Source organism: Peribacillus sp. FSL H8-0477, from assembly GCF_038002765.1.
Classification (GTDB): Bacteria; Bacillota; Bacilli; order Bacillales; family DSM-1321; genus Peribacillus.
Genome location: NZ_JBBODE010000001.1, coordinates 1257322 through 1280439 on the forward strand (window position 1 = coordinate 1257322; position 23118 = coordinate 1280439).

Annotated in this window: 21 protein-coding genes and 1 riboswitch; of the genes, 3 read left to right on the forward strand and 18 right to left on the reverse strand. The window is 40.9% G+C overall.

Going from position 1 to position 23118, the window contains the following annotated elements:
• Window positions 1–25: 25 nt before the first annotated feature.
• From MHI18_RS06510 to uxaC, 11 genes are all read right to left on the reverse strand, one after another.
• Complete coding sequence (locus tag MHI18_RS06510) at window positions 26–982, reverse strand: ABC transporter ATP-binding protein (RefSeq protein ID WP_340846576.1); 957 nt, start codon at window positions 980–982, stop codon at window positions 26–28.
• Entirely contained in the window at window positions 975–1991 is a 1017-nt protein-coding gene (locus tag MHI18_RS06515; protein ID WP_340846577.1) for an ABC transporter ATP-binding protein, read from the reverse strand. Before MHI18_RS06515 ends, MHI18_RS06510 begins: the two co-directional genes overlap by 8 nt.
• A 13-nt stretch (window positions 1992–2004) precedes the next feature.
• The gene (locus MHI18_RS06520) at window positions 2005–2922 is read right to left on the reverse strand and encodes an ABC transporter permease (protein ID WP_340847598.1); all 918 of its coding nucleotides are present in this window, start codon (window positions 2920–2922) and stop codon (window positions 2005–2007) included.
• A 23-nt stretch (window positions 2923–2945) separates the two neighbouring features.
• Window positions 2946–3872: an ABC transporter permease gene (locus tag MHI18_RS06525; RefSeq protein ID WP_340846578.1), complete on the reverse strand. Its 927-nt coding sequence runs from the start codon at window positions 3870–3872 to the stop codon at window positions 2946–2948.
• A 28-nt stretch (window positions 3873–3900) separates the two neighbouring features.
• The gene (locus MHI18_RS06530) at window positions 3901–4959 is read right to left on the reverse strand and encodes a M42 family metallopeptidase (RefSeq protein ID WP_340846579.1); all 1059 of its coding nucleotides are present in this window, start codon (window positions 4957–4959) and stop codon (window positions 3901–3903) included.
• A 92-nt stretch (window positions 4960–5051) separates the two neighbouring features.
• A riboswitch (SAM riboswitch) is annotated at window positions 5052–5154 on the reverse strand.
• A gap of 708 nt (window positions 5155–5862) precedes the next feature.
• Window positions 5863–7029: an IS256 family transposase gene (locus MHI18_RS06535; RefSeq protein ID WP_340845447.1), complete on the reverse strand. Its 1167-nt coding sequence runs from the start codon at window positions 7027–7029 to the stop codon at window positions 5863–5865.
• Window positions 7030–7373: 344 nt separating this feature from the next.
• Entirely contained in the window at window positions 7374–8867 is a 1494-nt protein-coding gene (locus MHI18_RS06540; protein ID WP_340846580.1) for a UxaA family hydrolase, read from the reverse strand.
• Window positions 8864–10300, reverse strand: a complete 1437-nt coding sequence (locus tag MHI18_RS06545; protein ID WP_340846581.1) for a tagaturonate reductase — start codon at window positions 10298–10300, stop codon at window positions 8864–8866. Before MHI18_RS06545 ends, MHI18_RS06540 begins: the two co-directional genes overlap by 4 nt.
• A gap of 60 nt (window positions 10301–10360) precedes the next feature.
• Window positions 10361–11353 carry a LacI family DNA-binding transcriptional regulator gene (locus MHI18_RS06550; RefSeq protein ID WP_340846582.1) on the reverse strand — a complete coding sequence of 331 codons (993 nt, stop codon included), beginning with the start codon at window positions 11351–11353 and terminating at the stop codon, window positions 10361–10363.
• 63 nt (window positions 11354–11416) lie between these two features.
• Entirely contained in the window at window positions 11417–12802 is a 1386-nt protein-coding gene (locus MHI18_RS06555) for an MFS transporter (RefSeq protein WP_340846583.1), read from the reverse strand.
• Window positions 12803–12928: 126 nt separating this feature from the next.
• Window positions 12929–14332 carry a glucuronate isomerase gene (gene uxaC / locus MHI18_RS06560; RefSeq protein ID WP_340846584.1) on the reverse strand — a complete coding sequence of 468 codons (1404 nt, stop codon included), beginning with the start codon at window positions 14330–14332 and terminating at the stop codon, window positions 12929–12931.
• A gap of 237 nt (window positions 14333–14569) precedes the next feature.
• Here uxaC and MHI18_RS06565 point away from each other — a divergent pair, with 237 nt between their 5' ends.
• Entirely contained in the window at window positions 14570–14926 is a 357-nt protein-coding gene (locus MHI18_RS06565; RefSeq protein ID WP_340846585.1) for a hypothetical protein, read from the forward strand.
• 2 nt (window positions 14927–14928) lie between these two features.
• On the opposite strand, the gene MHI18_RS06570 is transcribed toward MHI18_RS06565, so the two are convergent.
• Entirely contained in the window at window positions 14929–15066 is a 138-nt protein-coding gene (locus MHI18_RS06570; RefSeq protein WP_340846586.1) for a hypothetical protein, read from the reverse strand.
• A gap of 325 nt (window positions 15067–15391) precedes the next feature.
• Between MHI18_RS06570 and MHI18_RS06575 the strand changes: the two genes are divergently transcribed.
• Complete coding sequence (locus MHI18_RS06575) at window positions 15392–16024, forward strand: DUF2238 domain-containing protein (protein ID WP_340847600.1); 633 nt, start codon at window positions 15392–15394, stop codon at window positions 16022–16024.
• A 71-nt stretch (window positions 16025–16095) separates the two neighbouring features.
• The gene (locus MHI18_RS06580) at window positions 16096–16731 is read left to right on the forward strand and encodes a formyltransferase family protein (protein ID WP_340846587.1); all 636 of its coding nucleotides are present in this window, start codon (window positions 16096–16098) and stop codon (window positions 16729–16731) included.
• 42 nt (window positions 16732–16773) lie between these two features.
• On the opposite strand, the gene MHI18_RS06585 is transcribed toward MHI18_RS06580, so the two are convergent.
• The 6 genes from MHI18_RS06585 to MHI18_RS06610 form a co-directional block, all read right to left on the reverse strand.
• Complete coding sequence (locus tag MHI18_RS06585; RefSeq protein WP_340846588.1) at window positions 16774–17835, reverse strand: Gfo/Idh/MocA family protein; 1062 nt, start codon at window positions 17833–17835, stop codon at window positions 16774–16776.
• Window positions 17828–18832 (reverse strand): Gfo/Idh/MocA family protein, encoded by a 1005-nt coding sequence (locus tag MHI18_RS06590; protein WP_340846589.1) that lies wholly within the window; start codon window positions 18830–18832, stop codon window positions 17828–17830. Before MHI18_RS06590 ends, MHI18_RS06585 begins: the two co-directional genes overlap by 8 nt.
• A 13-nt stretch (window positions 18833–18845) precedes the next feature.
• Window positions 18846–19928 (reverse strand): Gfo/Idh/MocA family protein, encoded by a 1083-nt coding sequence (locus tag MHI18_RS06595; RefSeq protein WP_340846590.1) that lies wholly within the window; start codon window positions 19926–19928, stop codon window positions 18846–18848.
• A 22-nt stretch (window positions 19929–19950) separates the two neighbouring features.
• A complete protein-coding gene (locus MHI18_RS06600; RefSeq protein ID WP_340846591.1) occupies window positions 19951–20784 on the reverse strand; it encodes a carbohydrate ABC transporter permease in 834 nt (277 codons plus the stop codon).
• A 10-nt stretch (window positions 20785–20794) separates the two neighbouring features.
• The gene (locus MHI18_RS06605) at window positions 20795–21727 is read right to left on the reverse strand and encodes a carbohydrate ABC transporter permease (protein ID WP_445669956.1); all 933 of its coding nucleotides are present in this window, start codon (window positions 21725–21727) and stop codon (window positions 20795–20797) included.
• Between the two features lie 61 nt (window positions 21728–21788).
• Window positions 21789–23084: an ABC transporter substrate-binding protein gene (locus MHI18_RS06610; RefSeq protein ID WP_340846592.1), complete on the reverse strand. Its 1296-nt coding sequence runs from the start codon at window positions 23082–23084 to the stop codon at window positions 21789–21791.
• Window positions 23085–23118: the final 34 nt, after the last annotated feature.

Consider the following 23118-nt stretch of genomic DNA (forward strand, 5'->3'; position numbering starts at 1 on the left):
GATTTATGTACATGCTCTTCTCACCTTATCCATATAAATGGCATGCGGTGTAATGCTCATTTTTTATTTCCTTCCACTGTGGTTTTTGCTTAGCGCAAACCTCCATCGCTGCAGGACAGCGGGTACGGAATGGGCAGCCTGAAGGGGGCTCGATAGGACTTGGCGGATCACCTCCCAAAAGGATTCTTTCTTTGGCTCCTCTTAAACTTGGCTCACTTGCAGGAATGGCGGATAATAACGCCTTCGTATAGGGATGCAGCGGTTCAGCGAATAACTCATCGCTTGCAGCAAGTTCCATCATTTGTCCCAAATACATCACACCGATTCGATCACTGATATGATTAACCATGGCCAAATCATGAGCAATGAACAAGTAGGTCAACCCAAACTCTTCCTGTAAATCAGTTAATAGATTAACAACCTGTGCTTGAATGGAGACATCCAGAGCAGATATCGGCTCATCGGCTACAATGAAAGAAGGTTCCACAGCAAGTGCACGCGCTATCCCAATACGCTGTCTTTGCCCGCCGCTGAATTCATGTGGAAAACGATCGGCATGCTCGGGACTTAGTCCAACCTTCTCCAATAACTCAATAATCCGCTGTTTTCTTGCACTGCCTTTTTTCAATCGATGGGCGTCCAGTCCTTCAGCAATAATGTCTCCTACCTTCATTCTAGGATTTAAGGAGGCTTGCGGATCCTGGAAGATCATTTGAATTTCTCGATTGACCATTTTCTTGCTTTTTCGATCCAGTTTGGATAGATCCCTTCCATCGAAAATCACTTTTCCTTCAGTAGCTTCATAGATTCCCACAAGGGTTCTTCCCAAGGTCGTTTTCCCGCTGCCGCTTTCTCCGACAAGTCCAAATGTTTCTCCCTTTCGAATGTCAAAGGAGATTCCATCGACAGATTTTATGGTTTGATGCTTGCCCGCCTTAAAGTGCTTCTTAACATTCTGTACGTCGAGAATGATCTCACCCATGACGTTCACCTCCGGCCGCAATTTCACTGTACCCTTTTGCCCGCTTATCTTGAAGCCAGCAGCGTGCGCTATGACTTTCAGAAAAGAACTCTTTCTCGGGCAGATACTCTATGCACACTTCCATCGCATACGGACATCTCTCTGCAAACGGACATCCCATAGGTGGATCGAACAAGTCTGGAGGTGTTCCTTCAATAGCCATAAGCCGTTCTTTCTCCTGAGAATGAATAGTGGGAACGGAATTCAGCAGTCCCCATGTATAGGGATGCTTAGGAGACTCAAATAGTTCATGGACTGTGCCCGATTCTACGACAATTCCTGCATACATCACGGATACTCTATCAGCCAGTTCAGCTACGACACCAAGGTCATGCGTTATTAACACAATCGATGTCTGCCTTTCTAACTGAATACGTTTTAATAATTCGAGTATTTGAGCCTGGATGGTTACATCAAGTGCTGTCGTCGGTTCATCCGCTATGAGTAAACTTGGGTTAGCTGCTAGGGCGATTGCAATGACAACGCGCTGCCTCATCCCACCGCTAAATTGATGTGAATAATCGGAATAACGTGTAGTGGGATCCGCGATTCCAACTTCCTGAAGCAGTTGGATCGTTTTTTTCTTTGCCTCGTCCCTTGAAAGTTTCAATTTCTTTATAAAGATTTCATCAATTTGATGTCCTATTTTCATCGTAGGATTAAGCGATGTCATGGGATCTTGAAAAATCATGCCAATTTCTGTTCCTCTTATTTCTCTAAGTTTTTTAGACGATAGAGACGTGATTTCCTGATCTCGAAATTTGATGCTGCCGACTTTTACTCGTCCGTGGGGTTTTGGAATCATCCCCATGATCGATTGGGCGGTCACACTTTTTCCACAGCCGCTTTCTCCAACAATCGCTAGCGTCTCACCATCTTCTACATGAAGATCTACACCTCTCACCGCATGGATTTCTCCTCCACGTGTTTTGAATGACACATGTAGATTATCAATTTCTAATACTCTCATACATCATCTCTCCTTACTTCTCAGAGCGCGGATCAAGCGCATCCTGTAACCCATCTCCAAACGCATTAAAGGCAAACATCGTTAACGAAATCATCAATGCCGGAAAAAACAATCTCCACCACTGACCGCTTAAAACTACACCTAGAGAGTCGTTAGCCATCGTTCCCCAGCTTGCTGTAGGCGCTTGAACACCCAATCCTAAAAAACTCAAAAATGATTCTGAAAAAATAGCTTGTGGAATGGTAAAAGTTAGATTGACAATAATAATGCCCATCATATTTGGCAGCAAATGCTTTGAAATAATCTTGAAATGGGAGGTCCCCAGCTTTTCAGCGGCCATCACGTATTCCTGCTGCTTTAACTGCAAAATTTGCCCCCTCACAATTCTCGCCATGCCTACCCATCCTGTTATCGAGAGTGCCAGAATCATCGTAGTCAATCCCGGTTTCATAACAACCATCAGTAGTATCACGACAAGAAGGTAAGGGATTCCATACAAAATCTCGACAATTCTCATTAAAAAACCGTCTATTCTATCTCCTGCTCGGCTTCTTCCAGCCATATAGCCTGATATTCCTCCTACCAAAACCCCCATAATTAAATCGATTATGGCTGCGATAATCCCAATCAATAGCGAAATTCTAGCCCCTGTCCAGACCCGTACCCAAACATCTCTCCCTAAGTCATCCGTACCAAACCAATGCTTGGCAGAAGGTTTTAAGTTGCCTTCCGTCAAGGATTGATGGCTTGGAGTGAAGGGCAGGAGGTGAGGTCCAATGATCGACAGCGTTAGAATGATCAGTAATAAAAAGAAACCCGTTAACGCCAACTTGTTCTTCGCAAGCTTTAGTGCCACTTCATGCCAATACCCCATAACAGGACGGCTTTTCGTTCTATATCGTAACCTGCTGCGATCGACAGGCTTAAACATACTGTCATTTACTTCTGGCACGCCTATTCACCTCCGCTCGTCATTTTTATTCTCGGATCGACAAATCTATAGCACAAATCGATTAGAAATAGCGTTAAGACTAAAATCGTGCTGTAAAAAATGGTTGTACCCAGAATGACTGGATAATCTCGATTAAAAATACTGTCTACAAAATATTTTCCAATACCGGGTATCGCAAATATTTTCTCTATTACGAATGTTCCGGTAATTATTGATGCAAACAGCGGCCCAATAAAGGAAATGACAGGGATGATTGCATTCCGAATTCCATGCTTACAGACAATATATACCGTGGAAAGTCCCTTCGCCTCAGCCGTTTTCATATAGTTTTGGCTTAAGACCTCCAGCATGCTTGTTCTGACAAATCGGGCGATAATCGCAAGCGGACCGACTGCCAAGGCAATGGTCGGAAGAATTGTATGCGCCCATGTTCCCCACGAGGCAACTGGAAGGATTCCTGCCTCGACAGCACCGTATTTAATCAGCAAAGGTGCCAATATAAAGCTCGGTACAGAAATCCCCACTATTGCCACAATCATCGAAAGGTAATCTAGCCCTCGATTATGGTTGAGGGCAGCGATAATGCCTAAAGCCAAACCTAGTATAATGGCAACAACCATTGCTTGCAGCCCCAATATAGCTGATGGCAGGAACCCTTCTGCTATCAATGTATTCACATCTCTTGTCTTAGACTGAATCGAAGGACCAAAGTCAAAATGAAGCAAATCCTTCATATAGAGAACGTATTGAACAGGCAACGGTTCGTCCAAATTATATTTTGCCCTCATATTTTTAACAATTTCCTCCGGTAATGATTTTGCATCTGACGCAAATGGATCGCCTGGTATACTGTTCATAATGACAAAGGTCAGCGTCATAATAATCCAGAGAGTCACAACCATCGTTAGTAAGCGTTTTATTACATACATAGGATTCACCTGTCTTATTTACATATTTTTAAAAGGAAGTGAAGCTTAGCAACTCATCTTCATTAGTAATAAACAAAGTAAGCAAGTCTTTAGCAGCTTCTAAGTCTGTGATATCAATAATTTCAATTGGAGAGTGTGCGTTACGGGATGGAATAGAAAGCACGCCTGTCGGTATCCCTTTGTTGGAGAGGTGAACGGCTCCACCATCTGTCCCTATTCCAGGAAATACTTCCAGCTGATACGGAATTCCTCCCTCTTCTGCCAGTGTCTTTAGCTTCTCTCTAATGGCTGGATGGGCGATTAAGCTTGCATCCATGACCTTAATGCCAACTCCTCCACCAATCTGAAGCTCATCATCCAGGACAGTTTCTGGAGTATCACTGGCTGCTGTCGTATCAATGGCAATCGCTGCATCAGCAGCAATCCCCTCTGTTGCTACTTTCGCCCCTCTTAGGCCTATCTCTTCCTGAACCGTAAAGATAATGACAAGCTCTCCAGAGAAATCTGGAAGATCCTTCAGCACCTGTAACAACACCGCACAGCCTGCCCTGTCATCAAAGCCCTTGCCAACTATCCTCCCTGTATCACTGTTGCCCAAAACGGTAACGTCCGAAAGCCAGGTAACGGAATCCCCAATAGCAGCACCCATATTGATTGCTTGTTTCTTGGAACGGGCTCCAATATCGATATAGGATTCTCTGACAGACTTAAGCTTTCTTTCACTTTCAAACTTCCGATAATGGGCAGAAATCCCGCCAAACACACCAATTAAATACCCAGTACCAGTTCGAACCCGTACCTTTTGACCGGCCAATATACGAATATCATGACCTCCTAAAGACTCGACCTTAAGCAAGCCATCAGGTGTAATGCTTCGAATAATAAAGCCAACCTCATCCATATGCGCTGTAAGAATCAGCCTTGGCCCCGGTCTACTTCCTTTTTTTATCGCAGTAATATTACCAAGATGATCCACAGACCACTCGTCTGCTAAAGATTCAAGTTCTGACGTTATGTAACGGATAACTGGCTGTTCAAAGCCTGAAGGTCCGTGCAGCACAGAAAGCTCTCTAACGATTTTCTCCATTTCTTACTCCCCCTTTTTTCATCCCCAAACAACAAAAAGTCCCCTTCTTTTTTAAGAAGAGGACAGAATAAATAATAACTAGTTTTCTGTTCTTCTTATCTATCAGGCGAACCTGATGGAATTGGCACAGTATTCACAAGGAACCTGTTGCCGAGGTTTCAAAGGGCCATATCCCTCCACCTCTCTGGATAAGAAATCAATTATGTATTTTTATAATGAAATTAGCATAAGCCAGAATTCGAAGCACGTCAATCTATTTTTTCATTTTTATCATTTTTCTGATATATTAAATTACTATCTGAATGTTTAAATCTACAAGCCTGTTCGATAGTCACAAGACAAACCATCCTTAATCCTTCTTTGCCGCTTCCCAGCAACAACCTCGTGCTAAATCACGGTGTTTATGTGCGCCTGGCGCTTATTTTTGTGCGAAAACATCTCACCAGAAAACGTTTCAAGATCCCAAGGGTTGTTGAAAATATGTCATTTACTAGAATCTAAGTTGGATCTCTAAAGTAGAGTAAAGATAGATACTCATTTTCAAAAGACAGCCCCCCCAGACCTTTCACTTCTGACCTGATTAACGCCGGAGAGCGTTTTTGGGCATTCGGGGTTATGAAAATAGAGTCATCAAGACTGGTTAGATGCCAAATATGAGAAAAGTAGAGTCAAGTCCTTATTATTGTGTAAATTCGTTAACAATGTTTTCACTCTGATTAATTGGACGCTTTCAAACGGATAAAAAACTGTTTTTAGAGTTGCACAAAACCCTAACCTTACACTTTTTTTTGGAAACTTCCATGGCCATTTTCTCTCGCATTCGGGCAGAGCTGTCAAAGGCTTTTCACTTTGACAGCCCTGTTTGAATGTGAAATGATTCATGATGGAAGTTTTGAAAAATAACTACTTCGACAATGCTTTTTTCTTGTCGTAAACTGTGTCTTGATATTGCATTAAGAGAGCACCTACTAATCGGAAAGCAGATTGGGTATTAGGAAAGATCCGGATTACTCTTTCTCTTCTGCGTACTTCTTGATTTAAACGCTCCAGCGAATTTGTACTACGAATGTGCTGCCTGATTTTTTCAGGGTGATTCATGTATTGAATGGTGTCTTCGAACCCTTCATCCAAAATTTGAAGGGCTTTTTCATATTTTGATTCCTCACCAAATTTATTTATTAACTCCGTTTTAAATAGACGAATATCATCTATCGTGACTGCTTCAAATACCCGTTTAATCATCAAGCGAATATCAGATGATCCCTTTTTAGGCAGTTTTTCGATAATGTTCCGTTTAAAATGGACATTGCACCGTTGCCAGCTGGTCCCAATGAATTCCCGTTGGACTGCTTTGACTAACCCTTGATGGGCATCAGAAATCACCAGTTTCGGGGATTGAAGACCGCGGGATTTTAGTTGCTTAAAGAACTGTGACCAAGATTCAAAGCTTTCTACATGATCTACATGGAGCCCTAGAATCTCTCGCTTATTCTGTTCCGTAAGGGCAGTCGCAATATATACGGCTTTTGAGACAACTTGATGGTGCTCACGCACCTTGATATACATGGCATCTACGAAAACAAAGGGGTAGTACGTGGTATTGAGGGGCCTCCCTGCCCAGCCATTAACAATGGGATCAAGCTTTTCAGTCAGCGATGAAACGAAGGATTTTGAGACATTTTCACCGCATAGCTGTTCGACAATATGAGTAACCTTTCGTGTAGAAACTCCATTGATTACCATCTCTAACATGGAAAGGACGAGCGCTTGATCGACCCGAGCATATTTTTCAAATACAGAAGGGGAAAAGTCGCCATTACGTGTTCTAGGGACCTTCAATTTAATCTTGCCAATACTCATCGTAAAATCACGTTCATAATAGCCATTTCGATAATCCTGACGCTCGGTAGAGCGCTCATAAGATGAAACTTGTAGATGGTTGTCTCTCTCTTTCTCCATAAACTCATTTAAGATCAACACAACCGCTGATTTAATCACGGCATCAAGATTAGAATTCATAATGGAAAGTTTTAAAAGATCGATATCAAGGTTAAACTGTAACTGAGTCATTATATTCCCTCTTTTCAATGTGTTTTCATGGTGAAAACATTGTTTCCAAGAGCGAATAAAATGACTCTCTTTTTTTACACAATTATATGGACTTAATCAAAAGTAGAGAAAGATACCCTATTTTCAACAACCCTAAAGCCTTGAATGTCTTCGATGTGTGCAAAACTAACGATTTTCTGTGCACTTGGGGTTCATTTCTGTGCAAAACCCAGCAAAAAGTGTGCAGTTCAGCGACTTTTCTGTGCAAAACAAGCCAAAAAGTGTGCAAAGGGGTTTTTAGGGGATCGGGGTATGAAAATAGTATCTCCACCAACAAAAAAAGAAGAAGCAATCGCTTCTTCCCCTTACAGTGTTACCCCTGTTTTAAAGATTGCCAGTTCTCTAAAGTCGTTCTTTTCATTGTTGACGAATTCTCCGTTGGTGACTTGGATGATGTAGTCGATGAAGTCGCGTAAGACAAGCTCTGGTGATACGTCATCTTCGAGCAAAGTGCCTGCATTGAAGTCGATCCAGTGCGGCTTTGCTTCATAGATGGGTGTATTCGTCGATACTTTCATTGTCGGCACGAAGGTCCCAAATGGTGTTCCTCTTCCTGTTGTGAATAAGACGATATGGCAGCCTGCCGCTGCTAGTGCGGAGGATGCAATCAAATCATTTCCTGGAGCACTCAAGAGATTCAAGCCTTTTCTTTGTAACACTTCTCCGTATTTTAAAACATCGACCACGGGTGCTGAACCGGCTTTTTGGGTACAGCCCAATGATTTGTCCTCTAAGGTGGTAATTCCGCCTGCTTTGTTACCAGGCGAAGGATTTTCATAGATTGGCTGATTAAAGGTTAGAAAATAATCTTTAAAATCATTAATTAACGATACCGTTTTATGAAAGACTTCCTCCGTTTCTGCTCGTTCCATCAAGATTGTTTCTGCCCCAAACATTTCTGGAACCTCTGTCAAAACGGTCGTTCCCCCCTGTGCAATCAGAAAATCAGAAAACCTTCCTAAAAGAGGATTGGCCGTAATCCCTGAAAAGCCATCGGACCCGCCGCACTTCAGACCAATTTTCAATTCGGCTAACGGAACATCTTCCCTTTTGTCGTTTTGGGCATGAGCATGAATTTCTTTGACCATCTCTACTCCCGCTTCGATTTCGTCAGTGACATCTTGTGACACAAGGAATTTAATCCGATCATCATCGACATTCCCAAGTGACTCTTTAAAGGTGACCATCTCATTGTTTTCACAGCCAAGTCCGAGCACCAATACCCCGGCAGCATTCGGATGGTTCACGGCATTCAATAAAATTTGCTTCGTATTTTCATGGTCATCACCTAATTGCGAGCAGCCAAAACTATGCTTGAACACTAGCATATTATCAAATGGTGCAATATCCTTCACTTCTTTTTCAAATCGTTTAATAATTTTCTCGGCAATCCCATTCACGCAGCCGACCGTTGGAACAATCCAAAGCTCATTTCTGATTCCGACTAATCCATTCCTTCGTCTATAGCCTTTAAATGTTAGCTGTTCATTTTCAAAAGGATTTTCGGTTAACTTTTGCTTGTAGCTGTATTCCTGTGTCCCAGACAAATTCGTTTTCGTATTATGCGTGTGAACCCACTCACCAACTCCAATATCTTCTAGGGCGTGACCGATTGGAAAGCCGTATTTCATCACATGGTCACCTTTTTTTAAATCCTTCAAAGCTACTTTATGCCCTCGATCAACCTCTTGTTTGATGACTATTTCGCTACCATTGACAACGATTTTCTCTTCTTTAGCCAGCTTTCGTAAAGCCAAGACAATATTGTCCTGTTCCGTAATCTGCATAATATCCTTCATGAAATCCACTCCTTTTTGACACTCATCATTGCCTCTCTTATTCCAGCTTGTTCAATCTGCTTCAGGTTGTCTGTCACCAATTCCGTTAGACCGGCTACGCTGGTTAAATTCATTCCCCAAATACCTTCGTTACTCAGACAGCTTTCGACAAATTGCTGGAGTGTCATCTTTTGCTCATCCACTGCTCTCCATGATGCGGCAAACCAGTCTAGCACAGCTGCATCGTCTTCTCTTTCCCCCCGATAAAAGCTTAATAAGGCGGCTAAGGAAAAAACGATTCGCTGCGGCAGTTCTTTTTTCTTCTCTAGGTAATCCAAGAGAGTTGGTAAAATCCTCGCTGTAAATTTAGAGGTTGAATTTAAGCTTATGCTTAGTAAATAATGCTTAAAGTATGGATTTCTAAACCGATTAATTACATCATTAGCGAACACCTTTACATCAGAGTTGAGCGTCGGCACAATTTCTTCATAAATCAGTTCATGAATATAACGGCCGACTTCCTCGTCCTCCACCGCTTCTGCTACCGTTTCCAATCCAGCTAAATAACCAATCGGGGTCATCGCTGTATGAGCCCCATTTAAAATCCTCACTTTTTGTGTACGGTAAGGCGTTAAATCATCGACAATAAACGTGTTTAAAGCCACTTGATCAATGGGGAATTCATCCTTAATCCACTGCGGACCTTCAATCACCCACTGATGGTACTGTTCGCCGACCACGACTAAATCGTCTTGATACCCTAACTCTTCTGTAATTTCATCAATATTGTCTTTTGGGAAACCAGGTACGATACGGTCTACTAAACTATTACAAAATGTGTTGTTTTGCATAATCCATGAAACAAACTCTTCACCCAGATTCCAGAGCTCTGCATATTGAAGAACGATTTCTCTCAACTTAATTCCGTTCTCTTCAATTAATTCACAAGGAATCACAATACAGCCTTTTTGCTGATCTCCGTTGAATGCTTGAAAACGGTGGTATAAGAACGCTGTTAGTTTTCCTGGAAAACTAATCTGCGGCCGGTCTTCTAACCTGTCCTTCGGTTCAAAATAAATCCCTGCTTCGGTTGTATTCGAAATAACGAATCGCAGCTCTTCACTGTGTGCTAATTCGATATATTGGTGATAATCAGTAAACAAATCAATGCCTCTGCTAATCGTATCAACGATCATATGTTCATTAACGGCTTTATTCTCTTTCATTCCTTGCAGGTATAAAGTAAATAAGCCCTCTTGTTCATTGAGTCCGACAATTTTATTCGTTCCCTTTGGCTGAACAACCACCACACTTCCGTTAAAATTGGTTTCCTTATTCAGAACATATAACTGCCAATCGACAAAGGCGCGTAAGAAATTCCCTTCTCCAAACTGAAGGACCTTTTCAGGATAGACAGGATAGTCTTTGCCTATTTTTCTACTTAATTTCTCCACTTTTATTTTTCCTCCTCTCAAAATGCACACGTTAACAATTTAGGTAACCCTAAACGGGTCTCATTCGTTCACGGAATTCCGAACTATTAATTCCGTATTAACAAAGATAAGTTCGCCGCGTTCACTCGGCTGCTCCATCAAATCTACTAATTTTTCAGCTCCAATAATACTAATCTCTTCAATCGGTCTCTTCACCGTGGTTAATTGCGGCGTGGTATATTGGGCAAAACCAATATCATCGAATCCGATAATTGATACATCATCTGGAACCTTTAACTGATGAGCAAAGACTGAATTCATTGCTCCGAGCGCCATATCATCGTTGGAACAAAATACAGCAGTCGGCGGCTTTTCCATCGAAAGCAGCTTTTCCATTGCCTGATACCCGCTCTGCATATCATAATTCCCTTTGACCATATACTCACTTTTAATCGGAATTTGATAATCAATCAACGCTTTTACGTACCCGTCTCTACGTTTGAGAGTTGAATTGAATCCTTCCTTCCCTTCAATAATCGCAATGTCTTGATGCCCTTTTTGTATCAAATGTTCAACCGCCTGATACGCACCTTCGCGATCATTCGATAAGATATTAATCAGTTTCTTTTCATCCACTTGCCGGTTTAAGACAACGAGCGGGATCTTTTTTTGAAGAACGTGGTAAATGAAGATATTATCCTCATCACTTTGACTCACTAAAATGATTCCATCGAACCGTCCGCTGTTAATGGTCGAAAAATCGTGGTAATCATCAATCCCCCGGACAAACAAATTTAACTGTTCATTAATCACACTGTTAACACCTTTTATCGTATCTGAAAAGAAGCTGGGTGACGTTCCGTTTGAAATGCTTGTAAAAAATAAACCGATTGTATGTGATTTCTTCAGCACGAGATTTTTCGCATTATAATTCGGCGTATAATCCAGTTGAGAAGCTAAATCCAGAATTTTTTTTCTTGTATCCTCTTTAATCAATGGACTATTATTTAACGCCCTTGATACCGTTGTATGCGATACATTTAATAAGCTAGCAATATCTTTTATCGTTACCATTCTACTCATCCTTTAAAGTCACGAAGTATACTTCTGATAAGCATACCATATTTAATTTCCCGGTTATACGTGTCTTGATTTAAGATCCAGGATGATTTCGGCATGTTTTTCGTCTGTTAATTTATACAATGTTCCAATAATAATCAAAGCAAACGTCAACGTTACGGCTGGATAAAGGGTCAGCAGCCCTTTAATGCCTAACAGAGTTCCGGCTGATTGGGCCACATTGGGGATATAACCGATCAAACTTAGACCAATACCAGAAATGAAACCTGCTAGCGATTGTGCTAATTTTCGTGAAAAATTAAATAATGAATACGTTGTTGCTTCTTTCCGCTCTCCTGACACCCATTCTCCATAATCAATGATATCGGAAACAAAGGCCCATGTAATGCCGTTTGGAATACTGATTCCAATGAAAGCAATTGCTGATAGAATCGTAAATGAATAGATATTTGTTGGAATACAGAAATTGATTAAATCGGCCACAATACAAATCGCGAATCCGAGCATCGCTGTATTCTTCTTTCCAAATCTTGCGACAAGTTTAGGCATCATGATGACACCTAAGAAAGAAGAACCAATAATGATGAAACTCATACTAGCAACTAGCGTAACACTGCCTAAATTATATTGAGCAAAATAGATTAATAACGCTGATTTAATATTATAAGCAGAGATTGAAAAAATAGTCATCAGCACGAGCGTTAACAGCGGTTTGTTTTGAACAAATGTTTTAAAAATAGACTTGAACGATAGTTTTTCAGTTGGAGGTGCTGTACATACATTCCTTTCCTTCGTATTGCGGAAACAAATATAGAAGCTGATAATCCCAATTACACACATAATGCCCATCGTAACAGGGAATCCGACACTTGGGTTTTCGAATTGAACGACCAACGGCATAACCACAATGCTTGTAATCAATAATGCGCCTAGTGAACCGATTTGTCTGAACGTTGCAAGCGATGTTCGATCTTCCGCATCCTGCGTCATCGCTGCTGCTAGTGATCCATAAGGAATATTGGTAAAGGAGTAGGCAACTCCCCAGATCATATAAATTCCATACGCATACACGAGTTTTCCTGTATAAGAAAAGTCAGGCGAAATGAACAGTAAAACGGTGATAAAGGCTAACGCCAAACTGCCAAATACTAAATACGGTCTGAACTTACCACGCTTCCCAATGTTTTTCCGATAATCAATCGATGAACCAACAATTGGATCGGCTACGGCTGCGAACAATTTACTGACTAAGAAAATCATTCCCGCCGCTGCTGCATGGATACCCGCGACATCCGTTAAGAATTTCAACAGGTACAACTGACCTAAGTCAAACATGAAACCGTTACCAAAATCACCGAAACCATACGATATTTTTTCTTTTAAACTTAGCTTTTCTTTAGGTGCCTCTATAATGGGTATGCTTGAAGCAAGATTTGTACTCATGGTATCCTCCCAAGGATATAGATTTATAATGTCTACACATTTTGTTATACTAAGTCTGACTATTTTTTTCTTAGGGACTCTCTATTCTACTTTTGGCGAAGGACGAATAGAGAGCTCTTTTTTTAGTTACTCAAATCCAAAATAGGTATTGGCATTATCATAAGAAATCCCTTGCACGATACTTCCCAATAGTTCCATATCATTTGGCACCTCTCCATTTTCAACCCATTCACCTATCAGCTGGCAAAGAATTCTTCTGAAATACTCATGTCTTGTATAAGAGAGAAAGCTTCTCGAATCCGTCAGCATCCCAAGAAAACGGGTAAAGAGACCTACATTCGCAAGTGCCTTCATTTGATCAATCATGCCTTCCTTCGAATCATTAAACCACCATGCTGGACCAAACTGGATCTTTCCAGGTGTCTTTCCATCTTGGAAACTATTAATAATACTTGCGATGATTGGATTATCATTTGGATTCAAGGAATAGAGAATCGTTTTTGGTAAGCTATTTTCTTTTTCCATAGCATTAAGAATGGAGACAAGCGGCTTCGCGATGCCATCATCATTCATCGAATCATAGCCTGTATCTGGCCCCAGCACATTAAACATCCGGTCATTATTATTACGAAGCGCATTGATATGGAATTGCATCGTCCATCCGAGCTCCGCATATAACCCGCCTAAGAAATTCAGGGTATACGTCCGATATTTTCTTTCTTCTTCTTTCGTGATTTCCCCGCCTTGCAGGACGTTAGCGAAAATCGAGGCAACCTCTTCTTTCGTCCCTTCTTCATACACAATGACATCGAGCGCATGATCGGATACTCTGCCGCCAACTTCATGGAAAAAGCGGACCCGAGATTCTAAAGCCTTCAGAAAATTATCGTAATCTTCAATTTGCTGTTCAGATACCTTTGCCAATTGATTGACCCACTCAAGATAACCTGGCAGATTAATGGCTAAGCCCTTATCTGGGCGGAAACTAGGGTAAACGCTTACATTAAAGTCTTGATCTTTTTGTAATAACTGATGATACTCTAGTGAATCGATTGGGTCGTCGGTTGTACAGACGACGTTAACATTTGATTTCACTATTAAATCTCTTGCACCAAAGTTCTCCCCTTGCAGCAAACCATTTACTTTTTCCCAAATCTCCGGAGCACTTTTTTCATTTAACAGTTCATGCACATCAAAAAAACGTTGTAACTCTAAGTGCGTCCAGTTATACAACGGATTTCCGATGGTCATTGGTACCGTTTTGGCCCATGCCAGAAACTTCTCATAATCATCGGCATTCCCTGTCACACATTCCTCAGAAATCCCATTTGCTCTCATTAACCGCCATTTATAATGATCTCCGTACAGCCAAGCTTCCGTGATGTTCTTGAATCTCTTATTCTCATAAATCTCTTTAGGGCTCAAGTGACAATGATAGTCAATAATCGGCATATCCTTTGCATAGGTATGGTAAAGTTCAACCGCAGTATCTGTGGATAGTAAAAAATTCTCTCCCATAAAGGCTTTCATATATTTCACCGCATCCTTTTCAATTTATGTTAGCGTTAACATTTTTCATAAAAAGAAATAACTAGACCTAATTTCCAACTACATTTAAATTATGTTAACGTTAACATTTAAATACATCTTACATAAATTTATCCACTATTACAATATTTTTTCTGTTAAAATATGACTTAATACTCCATTCCTCCTATTTTTGTCACAAAGAATCCACCTAAAAAAACGTAGAAAGAAGGCACTACATTGAAACGAATCATCGGAATTGTACTCGTAATCATCGTATTAATCAGTGCATGGGCACTCTTTAAAACAGACCCAACAGAAATGGATCTACTCTATATCAGCCGCACAAATTTTGAAGGTGAAACGCTGACTACGGATGGAAGTTTCAGTAGCGGAGCGATTAAATACAGCGGTTATGATTATAAGATTGAAGGGGACACCATGTATGTCACGATTAAGAATCGTCTGTTCATTGGTAAAAGCGGCGACTTCTCCATCGAAATAAAAGACGACAAATTACAACATGTGAAAAAGGTCTTATTACAAGGTAAAGAAACATCTGATACCTATCAAATCTGGCCGTACCTAGAAGAATAAACCTAAAAAACACCGCCAACCTCTACAGTTGGCAGTGCAGTTTGTAGACAAAAGAGGTTTGGAATGGTTTCATTCTGGATCTCTTTTGCATTTTTCGGACCAAATAGGCCTGGGGGAACAAGTTGGTCTTGTGTTACCATTTCAAAATGGTTTTCGAAAATACTCCTTATCACCTCGGAATTCTATATCATTTATAAATAGGCCTTTTACTTTTAAGTTTAGAAAGTCAGTTGATTGAAGTGAAAGGCGTGAAGACTCCTGCGGGAACAGCGGGACAGGTGAGACCCCGCAGGAGCGTAAGCGACGAGGAGGCTCACCGCCCGCCCGCGGAAAGCGAAGCGCCTGGAATGGAAATCAACATCTCGATTTTAAAGTACCCGAGTTTGTCTACAGTTGGCAGTGTTTTTTAATAAAAGCGGCATTTAAAGAAAATAATAGATAAAAACAATGAAATGAGTGAAAGAATTGCTTAAAGAAAAGGGTAGTAAGCTTCATTTATTATTGTTAGTGGTCGTACTTGCTGTTTTGATTTGGTCCCTTATTAAGCCACACGGTTACTTAATCTGGACAATGGAAGCACTCCCGGCGATTGTGGCACTCATTATTCTCCTGGCTACCTACAAGCGGTTTCGTCTCACGACATTATCCTATTTCATTATTGCATTACTTTCAATTACGACATTCATCGGTGCTCACTATACGTACACAAAAGTTCCGTTCTTTAATTGGCTTAAAGATCATTTTGAGTTAAACCGGAATCACTATGACCGGTTCGGACACTTTCTAAAAGGGTTACTCGCCATCGTACTTAGAGAAATCACCATCCGTAAAACACCACTTAAGAAAGGTCCGTGGTTAACCGCAATTACATTGAGTTATATCCTTGCTATCTCAGCACTGTATGAAATCATCGAATGGCTGGCGTCTGTCATTTCAAAAGGCGGGAAAGCTTCAGAAGAATTTTTAGGATCACAAGGCGACCGGTGGGATGCACAATGGGATATGTCCCTAACCTTCCTCGGCGCCATTCTCGCCCTGATTTTCCTCTCGAAACTCCATAATAAACTGTTAAAAAAAAAGAATGTGGATATCGATTAGGCTTACCTATTAATCACTTTGTGGACAATCATTCCATAGTATAAGGTATCTGAGGTAAAGGGAGCCGAAACATGAAGATAACACTTATTCTAGATTCTAAAGATAGCTGGTTTGTTGACCATGCCAAAAAACTTCAATTGATCTTGAAGAAAGAACATACTACCGAAATCATATACAACTTTAACGAAATGACGAAAGGTGATATCGCTTTTTTTCTAAGTGTGACTAAAATCTGCCCTCCTGAAAAGTTAGCATTACACACTCATAATATTGTCATCCATGCGAGTGATTTGCCAAAGGGAAAAGGCTGGTCCCCCATGCCATGGCAAATCATCGAGGGTAAAAATGAAATCGCACTTTCGTTATTTGAAGCAGCAGAAAAAGTGGACAGCGGGGTGATCTACATTAAGGATAAAGTGGTATATGAGGGACATGAATTAATTGATGAACTGCGAGAAAAAATGGCCGCTAAAATGAGCGAAATGGCAGTGAATTATGTCGAACACTATGACACCATAACTGGAGAAGAACAAATCGGCGAGGAGACCTTTTATCAAAAGAGAACCCCACATGATAGCGAGTTGGACATTACTCAATCCCTTCTCCAGCAATTCAATCTTTTAAGAACCATTGACAATGAAAGATACCCTGCCTTCTTTTACAAAGACGGGTTCAAATATCTATTGAAAATATCTAAAGAATCCTAATCTAAAAAAGAGCAATTCAATATAAATTGCTCTTTTAGATTCTCAATCCTCTGCTGGATTATTAAGTTTTATCGCTTCACCTTTATCAGCGGATTCATACAGTCCGTTAATGATTTTTTGTAGAATCACTCCCTGTTTCGGTGTACTGATAGGCGGTTCGCCTGCGATGCAGCTCTGTATAAACCGTTCCATCTGGAGCGGATGGTCGCGGTTTTTGGGAAGGTAGGTAGGGGTTACGTCTACGAGCGTATCATGTTTTTCCTGATAGATTTTCAAAGGAAATACGTCTGCCCCGCCCTTATCCCCCATTAGCACAACACTCATCTCTTCATGTTGTTGAATATTAGCCGCAAAAGCCGTTTCTATAATTATGGAAGAACCATTGGTAAACGTAATCATGCCGCGTACCATGTCTTCTACCGAGAATTTTTCCCAGTCCCACTCTCCAAATAGGCCTACACCCTTTTTGTTTCCAAGCTTTTGATAGGCAACCCCAAATACCGTGTCTGGTTCAGGGTAGTCCATTAAGTATAAAGCTGTATCCAGCATATGCACACCTATGTCAATAAGCGGACCGCCGCCCTGTAATTCTTTATTGGTAAAGACTCCCCATCCAGGAATGCCCCGTCTTCTGATGGCATGAACTCTTGCTGCATAAATCTCACCTAATTCATCGGCCTGAATATATTTCTTCAGTGCACTAACTTCTTCCGTGTGTCTGAAATTAAATCCATAGGTTAGGATTTTCCCCATCTTCTGAGCCGTATGAGCCATTAATTCAGCTTCTTCAACCGTCATCGCCGGCGGCTTTTCACAGATTACATGGCAGTCTGCTTCTAAGGCAGCGATAGTCGCAGCCGCATGAAATTTATTAGGAGTACAAATACTCACCGCATCTAGTTCGACGGTCTCCAACATTTCCTTATAATCACTAAAAACATGATCAATACCAAACTCAATAGCCAGTACCTCAGCATTTCCTCTTACGACATCTGTAATAGCCGCCACTTTTACTTTATCGTTGTGTTTCTTATAATTCGGGAGATGAACATTTCTTGCAATTCCCCCTGCCCCGATTATGCCAACTCGAAGGATATTACTCATCTGATTCCCCCACGATATCCTTAATTTCCACTCTACACTTCCGTTGATGTGATAAAGCAGCGGCTTCATTTATGACGGTCAAGTTAATCACATCTTCTTTAGTAATTGTTGAAGGTGTACCAGCCTTAATAAGTGCTCCCCATTGTTCAATCGGCATTGGTAATGAGTCCGATTTTTCTATAGACATCACCCCGCCGTCCTTTAGTAACCGAATCTCTTCATCTTCAATAAGCAGTGTTCCATGGGTGCCGTATAACTCTAATTGAAAAGGACTTCCCTGTGATAGAAAACTAGTTTCAATCACCCCAAGCGCACCCGATGTATATTCGAGTAAAACGACAGCGCTGTCATCCACGCCCAATTGTTTGGTTTGCTGTAACCGTGCATGAAGTGCGGACACAGGACCAGCTAAACGATTGGTTAAATAGATGGGATGTGCACCTAAATCGATTAATGAACCTCCCCCGCATAATTCCTTATCAAAAAACCGTTCTGGCAGCCACCCTGAGGTTTCTTGGTTAACCGGTACCGCTCCATTATGAGCAAGCCGACAGCGAATCATCGTTAACGTACCAAGCAGCCCTTCATCTACCACTTTTTGAGCATATAAGTAATAATCCTTCGTCAATCTAGGTAAAGAGACAACCAACTTTACTCCATGCTCTTCTACTGTTTGATAGATTTCCTGACAATCTTCTAGTGAAAAAGCCAATACCTTTTCAGTGAAAATATGTTTGTGATTCTTTGCTGCAGCTAGTATGACTTCCTTATGCATACTAGTAGGCGTATTAATCACGACAGCGTCAATAGAAGAATCCGTCAAAACCTTTTGTAAATCCTGTTCAAATCGGACACCCAGTTCTTCTGCCCACTTACTACCACGTTCCGCTTCTTCATCCCATACAACTTGAACGGAAAAATTTTCATTCTCCCGTATTTCTTTTTCATAATCATTGGCATGAACATGCCATCTGCTTAATAAAGCTACATTAATCATTTATCTTCCTCCTCTATTCAAAATAAACAGCTTTACCTGTTTTAGCTGATTCATAGATTGCTTCAAGAATTTGAGTGACTACCAGGGCTTGTTCTGGTTTGACGATAGGCTCTGTATCATTGATGAGGCACTCTATCCAGAGTCTTGCTTCTAGGTCAGCATCACTTTCTGACTTGCCGTCATAAAACGCTACACCGCCGGCATTTAATTCCACATTGGTTTGATATAATTTGCTGAACTTTTCTCCATTTATTCGCAATCCGCCCTTCATATCTGCACCACCTTCAGTGCCACTCAGGGAACATTTTGATTCATCAATATCCAGTGAATTCAATGCCCAGCTTGCCTCTAAAACAATTGTTGCGCCATTTTGCATCGTTATAAATCCAAATGCGGAATCTTCCACTGTAAACTTTTCTGGATCCCATGGACCCCAAGCATTGGCTGCGTCTTTCTTTTTCCCCAATTGATGATAGACATTTCCCATCACCGATTTTGGTTGGTAATTATCCATCATCCATAGAGTTAAATCGAGTGCATGTGTCCCAATATCAATCAGCGGGCCTCCACCCTGTTTCTCTTCATCTAAAAATACTCCCCAGGTTGGGACCGCGCGACGACGGATGGCATGTGCTTTAGCAAAATACACGTCCCCTAACTCACCCTGCTGACATACTTTGTATAAATGCTGGCTATCGGGTCTAAAGCGATTATTATAGCCAATGGTTAGTTTTTTACCTGTCCGTTCAGCTGTATCAGCCATTTGTTTCGCTTCTTGATACGTCTTCGCCATCGGTTTCTCACACATCACATGCTTGTCCGCTTCCAAAGCGTCAATTGAAATTTCAGCATGTGAAATATTAGGTGTCAAAACATGAACCACATCGATGGATGGATTGGCTAATAATTCCTTATAGTCTTCATAGACAGCTGCATCAGGGGTTCCATACTCCTTAGCGGCTTTTTCAGCTTTTGCTAAATCAATATCACAAAAGGCTACTAACTTTACATTCTCCAATTTTTTAAGACTTGGCAAATGCTTACCGTGGGCAATACCGCCGCACCCAATAATTCCTACACGTAATTTTCCTGTCATTCTGTCGACCTCCTTGAATTAACTATTTAATTCCGCTAAAGGTAATCCCTTTAATAAAGGTTTTTTGTAAAAAGAAGAATAAGATAATGATTGGAATCGTCATCATCGTGGCAACGGCCATCATCAACCCCCACTCTGTCCCCATTTGACTTTGGAACTGCTGAAGTCCTAATGAAAGTGTATATTGCGCTTCATCGGTTAAATAGAGTAATGGCCCCATAAAGTCTGTCCAGCTTCCCATGAATTGGAACAACCCCACAGCGAGGATGGCAGGCTTGGCTAACGGGAGCATAATTTGCCAATAAATACGAAACTCACTAGCACCGTCTATTTTGGCTGCATCTCTTAAGGTATCAGGCAGCCCCATGAAAAACTGTCTAAGTAAGAAAATAGAGAATGGAACCCCAAAGAAAGCAGGAACAATCAGCGGCAGTGGTGTGCCAACCCAGCCGATTTTATTAAATAGTAAAAACAAAGGAATCATGGTCACTTGAGAGGGAATCATCATTACTGCAATCGTGATGACGAATAACACGTTTTTGCCCCTCCACTCAAGCTTGGCAAAACTATAGGCAACAAGCGGACAAGAAATAATCACGCCCAATGTACTTAAGACCGTAATAACAACGGTATTTTTCAGATACGTAAAAAAAGGAATGTACTCGATTGCATCAAGATAATTCATCCATTGAAATGGATCTGGAATCCACTCAATTGGGAATGTGAAAACCTGCGTGATTGGTTTTAAGGAAGTAGATACCATCCATATAAACGGGAGAATGAATAACAATGAAACGATGATTAAAATGATATGGGTAAACGTAACGTTAACTCTTTTTTTAACTTTTGCATTCATCATTATCCCCCTATTCTCCTTGGTAGTGGACCCATCGTTTAGATGTACTGAATATGATGGCTGTTAGAATCATAATGATAACGAAAAGAATCCATGCCATCGCCGAACCATATCCCATTTTGAAATACTTAAAGGCATTATCATACATATGCATAACATAAAAGGTTAAGGAGTTAGCTGGAGTCCCTTGTCCCTGGGTCATCGTATACGGCAAAGTAAACTGTTGAAACGCGCCGATTAACCCCATAACCAAGTTATAAAAAATAACGGGTGTCAATAAGGGGAGGGTAATATGTCTAGTTTTTTGAAACCAACTAGCACCATCTACTTCGGCAGCTTCATAATATTCCTCTGAAATATCCCCAAGACCCGCAAGATAGATAATAACCGGCTGCCCTATGGTCCAAAGCGACATGAGAATAAGCGATGGTTTAGACCAGCTCATACTGCCCAGCCAATTAGGTCCCTGGATTCCAATCGAATCCAGCATGCCATTCACCAGACCAAATCCGGGATTAAGAAGCCACATCCATAAAACGGCTAATGCTACCTGTGGAACAAGGGTAGGCAGAAAGAAAATCGTCCGGTAAATGGCTAACCCCTTCACCTTCATATTTAGCATCATAGCCAGAGAGACACCGAACAAAATACTTAAAGGTACAAAAAATACCGCGAAATAAATCGTATTTGAAATAGATTTCCAAAATAAATCATCATGAAAAAGTTCGCCATAATTTTTAAAACCGACAAATTCACCTGCATCTAAAATGCTATAGGTGGTCAGGCTGTAATACATCGATGAGAGTAATGGATACGCATAGAATAGTAATAATCCAATTATCCAAGGAGAAGCAAAAAGCCACCCATTCAACGATGATTTTCTAAACGGTTTTCTTATTGTTGGTGGAATGGGCGTTTTTTTTCTTGTCGTTACTTGTGCCAAAGGTATCCCTCCCTTTTTTAAAGAGGAGGAGGAAGAATTTTCTCCTCTTCCTATTAGTTGTTTATTTCGCTAATGCATCTGTTACCGTTTTGTTCACTTTATCAAGATTCTCCTTAGGAGTACCTTTCCCCCTCGTCGAGTTTTCTACAGCCGTTTGTAATTCGTTCCAATAAAGCGATCCTTCTGTCATAACTGGCCGGCTTTTTGAATTGGGAAGTATATCAATGAACTCCTTGAAAATAGGATCATCTGCATACCCAAGATCAATATTTACAGATTCAATAGCCGAGAAATCTCTGCTTGATTCACTAAAAAGTTTCTGTCCCTCTTCTTCACCAAAAAACTTAAGAAACTTCCAAGCAGCTTCTTTTTTCTTCGCCCCTTTAGGAATAACCACTGACCAACCGCCAGACCAAGTTGTATGATCGGTTCCTGTAGGAGTTGGAATAGGGAACACTCCATAATTTAAATCAGGCTTGTACATATCAATGGACGCAACATTGAAGTTCCCGCTAACTTTCATACTGATTTGGCCTGTTAAAAAGGGATCCATTGCTCCTGACCCTTGAGAGTCAGTAACCCCAGAAATATCTTCAACATCATATTTTTTTGCAAAATCAGTGATCCATTCCAAAGCCTCAACGTTTTTGGGATCATTAGCGGTTACCGTTTTTGTTTCTTTATCATAGAAGTCTCCGCCATATGTCCAGCCCCAACCATAAAACCATCCTTGTGCATACCAAGGAATAAAGCCAATTCGCTTAAACCGTTTCCCATCTTTAATGGTTAGTTTAGCTGCAGCATCTTCTAATTCTTTGATTGTTTTCGGCGGGTTTTCAGGATCTAACCCGACCTCTTTAAAATGATCCTTATTATAAAATACTAATCTTGCATCTGTTGTCGTTGGTATCCCGTAAAGCTTCCCTTCATAACTTGCTTCATCCCACGTATAAGGATAATAATTCTCTTTTTTTATGCCATCTGCCGCCGCTAGTTCAGATAAATCTTCCAAAGAACCTTTGGCCGCCCATGAGGCTACTTCAAATCGATCAAAATAAGCAGCATCTGGTGGATTCCCTCCAGCGATTGATGTCAACAGCTTTTCATTGGAACCTTCACCTTGATTAGCAATATATACGGATTTAACTTTAATATCAGGATTCTGTTTTTCAAATGCTTTAATAACATTTGCCGTCCCTTTAGCCGTTTCAGAAGTGGTAGAATGCCAAAAGGTAATGGTTGTTTTTCCATCCTTATCTCCCTCAACTTTTTCATCAGAAGAACAACCCGCTAATACAAGAACAAAGACAAACATAAGACTAGATAATTTATAAAGAACGCGATGTTTAAACCCCATTTAAATTCCCCTTTCCTAATTGTTTACCAAAAAG

Coding starts and splice junctions, on each gene's coding strand:
- MHI18_RS06510 (WP_340846576.1), bottom strand. CDS start 982: ATGGGTGAGATCATTCTCGACGTACAGAATGTTAAGAAGCACTTTAAG.
- MHI18_RS06515 (WP_340846577.1), bottom strand. CDS start 1,991: ATGAGAGTATTAGAAATTGATAATCTACATGTGTCATTCAAAACACGT.
- MHI18_RS06520 (WP_340847598.1), bottom strand. CDS start 2,922: ATGTTTAAGCCTGTCGATCGCAGCAGGTTACGATATAGAACGAAAAGC.
- MHI18_RS06525 (WP_340846578.1), bottom strand. CDS start 3,872: ATGTATGTAATAAAACGCTTACTAACGATGGTTGTGACTCTCTGGATT.
- MHI18_RS06530 (WP_340846579.1), bottom strand. CDS start 4,959: ATGGAGAAAATCGTTAGAGAGCTTTCTGTGCTGCACGGACCTTCAGGC.
- MHI18_RS06535 (WP_340845447.1), bottom strand. CDS start 7,029: ATGACTCAGTTACAGTTTAACCTTGATATCGATCTTTTAAAACTTTCC.
- MHI18_RS06540 (WP_340846580.1), bottom strand. CDS start 8,867: ATGAAGGATATTATGCAGATTACGGAACAGGACAATATTGTCTTGGCT.
- MHI18_RS06550 (WP_340846582.1), bottom strand. CDS start 11,353: ATGGTAACGATAAAAGATATTGCTAGCTTATTAAATGTATCGCATACA.
- MHI18_RS06555 (WP_340846583.1), bottom strand. CDS start 12,802: ATGAGTACAAATCTTGCTTCAAGCATACCCATTATAGAGGCACCTAAA.
- uxaC (WP_340846584.1), bottom strand. CDS start 14,332: ATGAAAGCCTTTATGGGAGAGAATTTTTTACTATCCACAGATACTGCG.
- MHI18_RS06570 (WP_340846586.1), bottom strand. CDS start 15,066: ATGGTAACACAAGACCAACTTGTTCCCCCAGGCCTATTTGGTCCGAAA.
- MHI18_RS06580 (WP_340846587.1), top strand. CDS start 16,096: ATGAAGATAACACTTATTCTAGATTCTAAAGATAGCTGGTTTGTTGAC.
- MHI18_RS06585 (WP_340846588.1), bottom strand. CDS start 17,835: ATGAGTAATATCCTTCGAGTTGGCATAATCGGGGCAGGGGGAATTGCA.
- MHI18_RS06590 (WP_340846589.1), bottom strand. CDS start 18,832: ATGATTAATGTAGCTTTATTAAGCAGATGGCATGTTCATGCCAATGAT.
- MHI18_RS06595 (WP_340846590.1), bottom strand. CDS start 19,928: ATGACAGGAAAATTACGTGTAGGAATTATTGGGTGCGGCGGTATTGCC.
- MHI18_RS06600 (WP_340846591.1), bottom strand. CDS start 20,784: ATGAATGCAAAAGTTAAAAAAAGAGTTAACGTTACGTTTACCCATATC.
- MHI18_RS06610 (WP_340846592.1), bottom strand. CDS start 23,084: ATGGGGTTTAAACATCGCGTTCTTTATAAATTATCTAGTCTTATGTTT.